Raw genomic sequence first — 8,877 nt, 5'->3', positions numbered from 1 at the left:
ACGCGAAAACGCTGGCGATCCCTTTGCTCAAGGATGATCTGATCAAACATCTCCAGCGCTGTCTTCATCGCGCTGGCGAACGCTTCCTGCATCTCCCGCAACATCCACTGCTCAAGCTCTTTCATTGAGGGAATGATTGTGGTAAAGTGCTGCACAGGAGCTTCCTCCTCTTGGTGCGTGTTTCAGCAAATTCACTTTACCAAGGGAGAAGCTCTTTTTCTATGTTCGCTTTTTCCAGACTTTACCCCCACGCAAATTTTACTCTAACAAGCGGTCGGAAACGCGGGATTCGCCGTGCGGCCATGCATAAAAAAAACAAGACTCTCCTAGCTGACGCATCTTGTCAGCGGGAGAGTCTTACCCGTAATCGTTCCGAACGGCGACATCGCGAACATCCTCACTTCACGGCGCCCATCGTCATGCCTCGGACCAGGTTTTTCTGCACGAGGAGGCCGAAGATGAGCATGGGAAGCATGATCATCGTGCCGGCTGCGCTCAGGGAGCCCCATTCGGTTCCCTGGAACGTCATGAACGACGTGATCAGCACCGGCAGCGTCTGCGTCGACTTGCCGCTCAAGATCAGCGCGATGAAAAACTCGTTCCATGTGAGCAACATGGACAAAACGAAGGTGGCGGCGATCCCGCCGCGGGCGAGCGGCAAAACCGTCTGCAGAAAGACCCGCATCTCCGAACAGCCGTCGATAATGGCCGCTTCACGAATTTCATTCGGAATATCCAGGAAGAACGTTCGCAGCATCATGATGACAAACGGCAGATTAATCATCGTATAAAACAGGATGAGCACCGTGTAGGAATCGGTCATGCCGAGCTTGACCGCGAGAAAGTAAATCGGAAGCACCATGAGTACGGGCGGAATAATCCGCGCGCTCAGAAAAAACGTGGAAATCGCCGTTTTTCGCCGCAGTTCCAAAAACACCAGTGCATACGCGCTTAGCGCCCCAAGCGCCACGGCGAGCAGCGTGGACGAAGTGGAAATCACCACACTGTTCATCAACGCCCGCATAAAGTCGGAACGCCGCAGGACGTCCGTATAATTCTCCAGCGTCGGCGTAAAAATCAGTTTCGGAGGCAGCGCGAAGGCGTCGATATAGTTTTTGAACGATGTCGACACCAGCCACAGAAGGGGAACGACGAAAACCGCCGCAATCACGAACACGCCGAGGTAGAACATCGTCCATTTCAATTTGTTGCGCATAACGTTCCTCCCCTTACCGTCCGGTTTGCCTGCGGGAAACGAGAACAAAGAAGATTCCGACGCCTACGATCAGCAAAACGGATATCGCCAAATTGATCGCCGCGGCATAGCTGATATTGAAGTTGTTGAAACCTTGCGTATACGCATACATGTTCATCGTTTCCGTCGCCATCGACGGACCGCCGCGCGTCATGACATAGATCAGGTCGAACTGTTTGATGCTGTCGATGAACCGGAACAAAAATGCGATCACCAAAACCGGTTTCAGCATCGGCAGTGTAATGTGCCAGAAAATCTGAAATTTGTTGGCGCCGTCCACGCTTGCCGCCTCGATGGGATCGCTCGGCATGGCGTCGAGAGACGCGGCGATCACCAGGAACACGAACGGCGTCCACTGCCAGACGTCGGCGATGATGACCGACAACATGGCCGTCTTTGTACTTCCCAGCCAATCCGGGGTCGGGAGGCCGAGCACGCCCAAATAGTAGTTGATAATCCCGTTGTTCGGGTCGTAAAAGACCCGCCAAATCAGCCCGGCGACCACGGGTGTCATGATCATCGGGATGAGAATGATGGCGCGCACCAAATTGCGGCCCGGAAAGTTTCGGTTCAGATACAGCGCCAATCCCAAACCGAGCAGCATTTCAATGGCGGTCGCCGCAATCGAAAATTGGAATGTTTTTCTCAAGCTACTCCAAGCGCGGCTGTCATGCCACAGTTCCTTAAAATTGTCCAACCCGACGTACCAGCTGTTCGGTTTGACCAGATTGATGTTCTGCGTCGCCAGATAGATGGAATACCCCAGGACGACGGCAAGGAATAGCACAAAAAACAAAAGGCTCGGAAGCACCCAAAAAAAATTGCCTTTTTTTCGCAAAGGCTGAATCAAGAGCTCTCACATCCTTTGGGGGGCCCGTTGCCCCAGGCCCCCGCACGTATTCCGTCATGATCCGTTATTTGTGATCCGTTATTTGCCCATGGCCTTGTTGTTCAAATCATTGGCTTCATCCAATGCGGCTTTTGCGTCCTGGCCGAACAACGCCTTGGAGATCGCAATGCCGGTATTGTTGATGATTTCGTTGGATTCCGGAACTTGCGGCAGGTACTCGATATTGCCGTTTGCGATGGCTTCCAGCATGCCGTCCTTGAATGCGCCGTATTTCTCGGCGAACTCCGGCGTTTCCATGGCTGCGAGCGACGATACGCCGGCATTCGGAGCGATTTGGAACGATTTGATTTGCTGTTCTTTGGCCGTCGCCCAGCTCATGAACAACCATGCCGCTTCCTTGTTCTTGCTGTCGCTGGCCAGGAACAAACCGTGCACCGCCAGCGAGGAGGATCCGCCTTTCAGATCGGCACCCGCCTTGACCGGCACCGGAGCATAGCCCACCTTGCCGACGATGTTCGATTCGCTCGGATCTTCGTTGTACGCTCCGTTCACCGTCGCGTCGATCGTCATGGCCGCCTGGCCTTGCTGGAACAGCAAACGGTTCTCTTGCCAGCCGAAGTTGGCGACGCCTTGCGGCCCGTAGTTGCGCAGCAAGCGGGCGTACGTTTCGAGGGCTTCCACCGCTTCCGGCGAATTGATGACCGATCTGCCGTTTTCATCGAACCATTGACCGCCGAATCCCCACAGGAACCCGGCCCATACGTAAACGTTCTGAATGCCTTGTTCCCCGCGCAGGGTGATGCCGGCAATTTTGCCGCCTGATTTTTCATAAACCGTCTTGGCCGCCTCTTCCAGTTCTTCGAAGGTCGTCGGCACTTCGATGCCGTATTCCTCAAACAGGTCCTTGCGGTACATCAAGAACGTGCTTTCGCCGTAAACCGGAAGTCCGTATTGCTTGCCGTTGATCATCATCGCATTCAGGTATTGGGGAACAAAATCGGACCCGTCGTAATACCGGTTCAGTTCCGGATTGGAAATGTAGCTGTCAAGCGGTTCGATATAACCCATGTTTTCGTATCCGTACGCTTTCACCACGTCGTCCATGACAATATCGTAGGCGCCGGTCTTGCTCGCAAAGTTCAACAGCGCCTTGGAAGTCAGATCGCTGTAAGGCACGATTTCCAGTTCCACTTTGATCCCGGTTTCCGCTTCAAACTCGGGCAGCATTTCCAGCAAGGCCTCGCTGGTGGGATGGCCTTCCATGAGCGCTCTGATCTTGACGCCTGCATACGGCTTGTCCGAAGCGCTCGCACCCGAGTTGGCGGTATTTCCGCTGCTTCCGCTGTTCGAAGCGCCGCCGTTGTCGTTTTTCGAGCCGCTGCAGCCACTGACGATGACGGCAATGGCAACCAACAGCACCATCAGTTGTTTCCAGGTTTTCTTCATGTTTCTTCACTCTCCCATTTGATCAATTTGATAATTGATCAATTTGGTAAAAAATCTTTGTTGCAAAAAAGCTGAAGATTCCTTTTCTCATTGGGGCTGCCGCCTCTCACCATGCAGATCATGCAGCGCCATGTAAGCGGCACCAATGACGCCGGCTTCATTGCCAAGCGCCGCTTTCAGCAAGGTGAAGTTCCGATTGGCCGGCAAGGACAAGACTCTGGCCTTGTTTTCCAGAAGGGCGATTTCCGCTTCTCCCAGACTCTCACTCACCCCGCCTCCAAGGACAAAGGCCTGCGGGTTGAACAAGTTCGCCATGCTCGACAGCACACCGGCGCATTGATCAAGGAACGCTTCGATGACAGCGGTCGCATTTTTGTCTCCTTGAAGGTAGCCCTTATAGACGTCTTCGGCCGGGATCGATCGGCCTGTCATTCGTTCGTACGCTTCTCGAATACCGGTACCTGACACGTATTTTTCGGCGCAGCCACGGTTTCCGCAACCGCACGGCACGCCGTTGTAGTGCAAGATCGTGTGGCCGACATGAAGAGCGGCTCCTCTTGCGCCTCGAACCGGACGATCGCGTTCCCAAGCCGCTCCGCCCAATCCCGTACCGATTGTCAGCATCACGACATGTTCGTACGGGCGGGCGGCGCCTTTCCATCGTTCACCGATTAGCGCCGCCACACCATCGTTATCGGCAACGACGGGATAGCCGGTCGTCTGTTCCAGTCGCGCGGCAATCGGCACTTCCAGCATCTCATCGCTCAAACACGTCGAGATGAGGACGCCTTGGGAGCCGTCAACCTGACCGGCCATGCCGATGCCGATGCGGTCAAACGGCCCGATCTGTTCCATCTCCCGCACCCAGGACGCCAATTGTTCGATGACCTCGGTTTTCCGTATGGGAAAAACGCTCGGTTTGCGCCGTGAATAGACGACGTTTCCGTTTCCGTCCACAAGTGCGATCAGCGACTTCGTGCCCCCCAGATCCATGGCCAGCACTCTCGACTCCACTCGCTCACCTCCATCCGCCGTCAGAACAGCTTGCGAAGCACCGCTTTGGCGGTCAACTGCGAAGCCTCTTCCGACCTGCTCTTATTCAGCTCAATCACTTGATGGAACAGCAAATCCAACAGATGGATCTGCGCGATTTTGGTCACGAACGCTCCGCCGAGAAGCGGCAGTTCCTTGGAACTTGTAAACAGCGCAATATCGGCATGTTCGATAATCGGTGAGCGGCTGTGTCCGGTAAGCACGATCGTGCAAGCCCCTCTGAATTTGGCCATCTGGATGATCTCCAGCATGTCCTTGGTGCTTCCCGAATAGGTGATGCAAAAGGCGACGTCGTCCTTCGTCAACAGCGCCGCGTCCATGACCTGAACGTGGGGATCCGGCATATAGCTGCACGGAATGCCGATTCGCATGAATCGGAGCCGGGCATCCGCCGCGGTCAACCCGGACGAGCCTACGCCGTAGAAGTGCACCGACTTCGCCCGGATCATCCGTTCCGCCGCCTGTTTCAACACTTCGGGATCAAGCATTTCAGTTGTATCTTGCACCGCCAGCATATTTGTTTTCGTCGTCCGGCGAATCATCGCCATCTGCTCATCCGCGTCTTCCTCCTCATTCGTCTTGCCGTCTTGTTGATGAGGCGACAGACTTTGCGCGACAAGCAACTTGAATTCCTGATAGCCGGACAACCCGAGCTTGCGGCAAAACCGAAGAACGGTCGCATCCCCGACCTTCGCTCGTTCTCCCAGTTCGTTTACGGTCCAAAAAATCATTTTTTCCGGCTCTTCCAACACCACATTGGCGACGCGCTTCTCGGAAGCGCTTAACGAAGGAATCAACCTTCTGACTTCCCCCAAAATATCGTTAATCATGCTTCACCTCCTCAGCCGTCATAATGGTTACGAAGCGCTCCGTAATCCATTCTGGGCGAGTGATGGCGGCGCCGACCACGACATTTCTGCAGCCTGCGCGAAACGCTCTTCGCGCGTCTTCCGGCGTCTGGATCCTCCCCTCCGCCATCACTGGAATGCTGAGTTCGCTAAGCATGGCTTCAAGGAGTTGCCAGTCCGGTCCGTCCGTCATCTCCGTATACGGGGTGTATCCGGCGAGCGTGGGCGCCACGACGTCTACGCCGAGCGATTGCGCTTGCTTGGCTTCCTCAAGCGTCGAAACGTCCCCCATCACCGGAAGTCCCAAGACGTCGTGGATGTAGGCGATCAAACTTTCCAACGTTTCCCCGTTCGGACGCCGGCGACCGGTGGCGTCCAGCGCGATCATATCGGCACCCGCCTCTCCCAGTTCCTGCACTTCCCGGAGAGTCGGAGTAATGTTGATTTCCGAATCCGAATATTTCCGCTTGACGATGCCGATGACCGGCAGGTCGACGACCGCTTTGATCGATTCGATGTCTGCCCGTCCGTTCGCCCGGATGCCGACCGCTCCGCCCTGCTTGGCCGCCAATGCCATTTTGGCCATGATTCCTTCGCCAAACATCGGATCTCCGGGGAAAGCTTGGCAAGATACGATGAGTCCTTTCTTGAATTTGTTTAAGCCAGGGTGCATGCCGTCTCAACACCTTCCAACCTTATCTGACTTCCACAACTTGTCCCGTCTTCAAAGATTGCTCCATACAGTGCACGATTTGGACGGCTCGGCAAGCTTCCTCCACCGTGATCGGCAGCGGCTGGTCTTCCAGAACCGATCGGACGAACGTGGACAATTCTTCTTTCATGATTCCGACGAATTGTCCGTGCATATCGACGCAGTAAGCCGTGTCCGGATACACCAGCGTACGGTCGGAGTAAATGGACAAATTCTGATCGAAAATCCGGATGTTCAACGCGCCGTTCGTACCTGTAATGTCCAGCTTGGCATCGATGTCGGAGTAACCGTCCGGCATGACCCAACTCGTTTCGTACTGGCCGATCGCTCCCGATGCGAACCGGAACGTGGCCTGGATGGCGTCCGCCACCCCTAGGTCCTTCATCCGCTTGCGCACTTCCACGGCATAGACGCTGATAATACGATCCCCGGTGATCCATTCAATGGCGTCGACGTCGTGCACGCCGAGAAACATGGCGACGGAGGTTCGCCCGTTCAGACGGCGTCCGTTGCTGTACGTATTGTTGCGTCTGGCGTACAGATGGATGATCTCCCCCAACTTGCCCGCCTGCACCGCATTTCGCGCCTGATAATAACGAGGATCCCAGCGCAAAGTGTGACCGACCATCATTTTGATGCCGGATTCCCGAACGTTGCGCACGATGTCCCGTGCTTCCTCCAGATCATCGGCAAGCGGTTTCTCGATCAGCACATGTTTGCCGTATTTGCAAGCCATGATTGCCAGCTGATGATGCTGGTCGTCCGAAACGCAAATGCTGACCGCATCCAGATCGGTTCGGCCGAACAAGGTTTCCGGATCGCTGTCGGCGACGATGCCGTATTGCTTGGCCGTGCGTTCAGCGTGTTCCCGATTGATGTCGTACACGGAAACCAGTTCCACGTTCGGCATTTCGGAATAGATGCGAGTATGCTGTTGCCCCATTACACCAAGGCCGATTACGGAGACGCGCAATTTCTTTCCCATCATTCACATCTCCTTTATGATAGTATTACTCCACTGTTTAATTTTTTTTGGAGTAATACTTCTCCACAAACCAGTATAGGTTAGTCCTATTCATCTGTCAATATCGTTTAAAATAGCCATGTCGTTGTTCTGTGATTTTGTCAGGGTGTAACTGTTCCGAGAAAATGTCAGTATGGGAAAGGAGCAAATCACCTTGACGAAGAGCGAACTGAAACGTGCGATGGTTCTCGAAAAATGGATCGACGGTCGTTTCACGGAACAGGATGTCGCACGCACGCTTGACATCAGTATCCGGCAAGCGTATCGGCTCAAGGCCAAATATCGTCTCGGAGGTGTACAAGCCATCGCTCACGGAAATCGGGGCCGAAAGCCCGTTCATACCTTGGCTGATTCGCTCAAACAACGCGTGCAGCACCTGTATCAGGAGCGCTACTTCGGTAGCAATGCCACTCACTTTGCCCAGCTGCTGGCCGAACACGAGGACATCCGCTTAAGCGTCTCTTCGGTCCGCCGCATTCTCCTGGAAGGCGGCCTCCGTCCCGCACGGTTACGCCGTCGTCCAAAGGCTTACCGTCCCCGGCCTCGCAAACCCCAAGCCGGCATGCTGTGGCAGATCGACGCTTCCCCTTTCGCCTGGCTGGAAGATCGCGGTCCCATGCTCACCTTGCACGGCATCATCGATGACGCCACCGGGGAAGTCATCGCGGCCACCTTCCGCCCCACCGAAACCCTGGAGGGATACGTGACCGTCATGATGGAGGGACTCAGACGCAAAGGCGTACCACTTGCCCTCTATAGCGACCAACACGCCATTTTCCACCCGCCCAAGGGCAAGCCAACCCTTGAGCAGGAACTGGCCGGTGAGCCCCCGTCGCTTTCCACCTTTGGACGCGCGATCGCCGATCTGGGCATTACCCATATCAAAGCGCTATCCCCGCAAGCCAAAGGGCGGATTGAACGGCTCTGGCAAACCCTGCAGGACCGTCTGGTGATCGAACTTCGGCTTCGCAACGTCTGTACGATGGAGGAAGCCAACCGGGTCCTGCCGGAGTTGATCGAAAAGCACAACCGTCTGTTCGCCGTCGCGCCGCAAGAAGCCGAATCGGCCTACCGCCCCCTGCCCGAAACGCCTTTGGAGCACATCTTCACTCGTCGAGAATACCGGCGGATCTCGAACGGGCAGACATTTTCCTGGGGCGGAAAATGCTACATGCCAAAGCCCGGTCCCGATGTGCCGCGCTGGGAAGCGAAGGCCGTCGTCGAAGTGCGGATCGGCATGGATGGACAGGTCTGGCTATGGCACCAAGGGCGCGCCTGGCCTTGTGTGGAGACGCAACCCATTCAGGCACCTATGCCTTCAACGGCCAAAAAAGAAGCGGCGCCTGCGTCTCCGCGCAAGCCCGCTGCAAACCATCCCTGGAGAACACCATTCTCCAGCAAACAGTTCCAGCGTAGCACAGCTTCCGGCTAGTTTGCAAGAGGACGTCGGTTTCAGTCTGAGTCAAGCTAGTGTGGGCACCTTTTTTGGATTCTGGATGCGAACTTGAAAAGAACCTTTCCCTTGTAAGCGCTTTTGATCTTCTTCCTTATGGGATTGGCGATTCATTTTTCTGGTATTAGTATCCTCTAAGCCCTTTCAATGCCATGCCCGTTGTGCTACTCTGCCACGGCCCCCTAAGCAACCGGATCATCCCGTTAACGTATCCTTTGGTCGGTCGTATAACGTCC

General features: G+C 55.2%; 8 protein-coding genes. 1 reads left to right on the top strand and 7 read right to left on the bottom strand.

The genetic code is table 11. The features are described from left to right. Nucleotides 1-397: 397 nt before the first annotated feature. The 7 genes from BAA01_12925 to BAA01_12895 all read right to left on the bottom strand — a co-directional run bounded on the left by BAA01_12925 (nucleotide 398) and on the right by BAA01_12895 (nucleotide 7,149). Nucleotides 398-1,216 (bottom strand): sugar ABC transporter permease, encoded by an 819-nt coding sequence (locus BAA01_12925; GenBank protein ID OUM85446.1) that lies wholly within the window; start codon nucleotides 1,214-1,216, stop codon nucleotides 398-400. A 13-nt stretch (nucleotides 1,217-1,229) separates the two neighbouring features. Beyond that, nucleotides 1,230-2,093, bottom strand: a complete 864-nt coding sequence (locus tag BAA01_12920) for a hypothetical protein (GenBank protein ID OUM85448.1) — start codon at nucleotides 2,091-2,093, stop codon at nucleotides 1,230-1,232. A 90-nt stretch (nucleotides 2,094-2,183) separates the two neighbouring features. Beyond that, nucleotides 2,184-3,500 carry a sugar ABC transporter substrate-binding protein gene (locus BAA01_12915; protein ID OUM85447.1) on the bottom strand — a complete coding sequence of 439 codons (1,317 nt, stop codon included), beginning with the start codon at nucleotides 3,498-3,500 and terminating at the stop codon, nucleotides 2,184-2,186. 138 nt (nucleotides 3,501-3,638) lie between these two features. Further along, on the bottom strand, nucleotides 3,639-4,565 hold the full coding sequence (locus BAA01_12910; GenBank protein OUM85445.1) for a hypothetical protein: 927 nt from the start codon (nucleotides 4,563-4,565) through the stop codon (nucleotides 3,639-3,641). Between the two features lie 20 nt (nucleotides 4,566-4,585). After that, nucleotides 4,586-5,434, bottom strand: a complete 849-nt coding sequence (locus BAA01_12905) for a hypothetical protein (GenBank protein OUM85444.1) — start codon at nucleotides 5,432-5,434, stop codon at nucleotides 4,586-4,588. Then, nucleotides 5,427-6,125, bottom strand: coding sequence for an N-acetylmannosamine-6-phosphate 2-epimerase (locus BAA01_12900; GenBank protein ID OUM85443.1), 699 nt, complete (start codon nucleotides 6,123-6,125; stop codon nucleotides 5,427-5,429). Before BAA01_12900 ends, BAA01_12905 begins: the two co-directional genes overlap by 8 nt. A 22-nt stretch (nucleotides 6,126-6,147) precedes the next feature. Further along, entirely contained in the window at nucleotides 6,148-7,149 is a 1,002-nt protein-coding gene (locus tag BAA01_12895; GenBank protein ID OUM85442.1) for a hypothetical protein, read from the bottom strand. 193 nt (nucleotides 7,150-7,342) lie between these two features. On the opposite strand from BAA01_12895, the gene BAA01_12890 reads away from it, so the two are divergent. Further along, a complete protein-coding gene (locus tag BAA01_12890) occupies nucleotides 7,343-8,620 on the top strand; it encodes an integrase (GenBank protein ID OUM85441.1) in 1,278 nt (425 codons plus the stop codon). Nucleotides 8,621-8,877 lie beyond the last annotated feature (257 nt).

Origin of the sequence: Bacillus thermozeamaize (assembly GCA_002159075.1) — a bacterium.
GTDB classification, from domain to species: domain Bacteria; phylum Bacillota; class Bacilli; order ZCTH02-B2; family ZCTH02-B2; genus Bacillus_BB; species Bacillus_BB thermozeamaize.
This window is presented reverse-complemented; position numbering and strand designations above follow the sequence as displayed.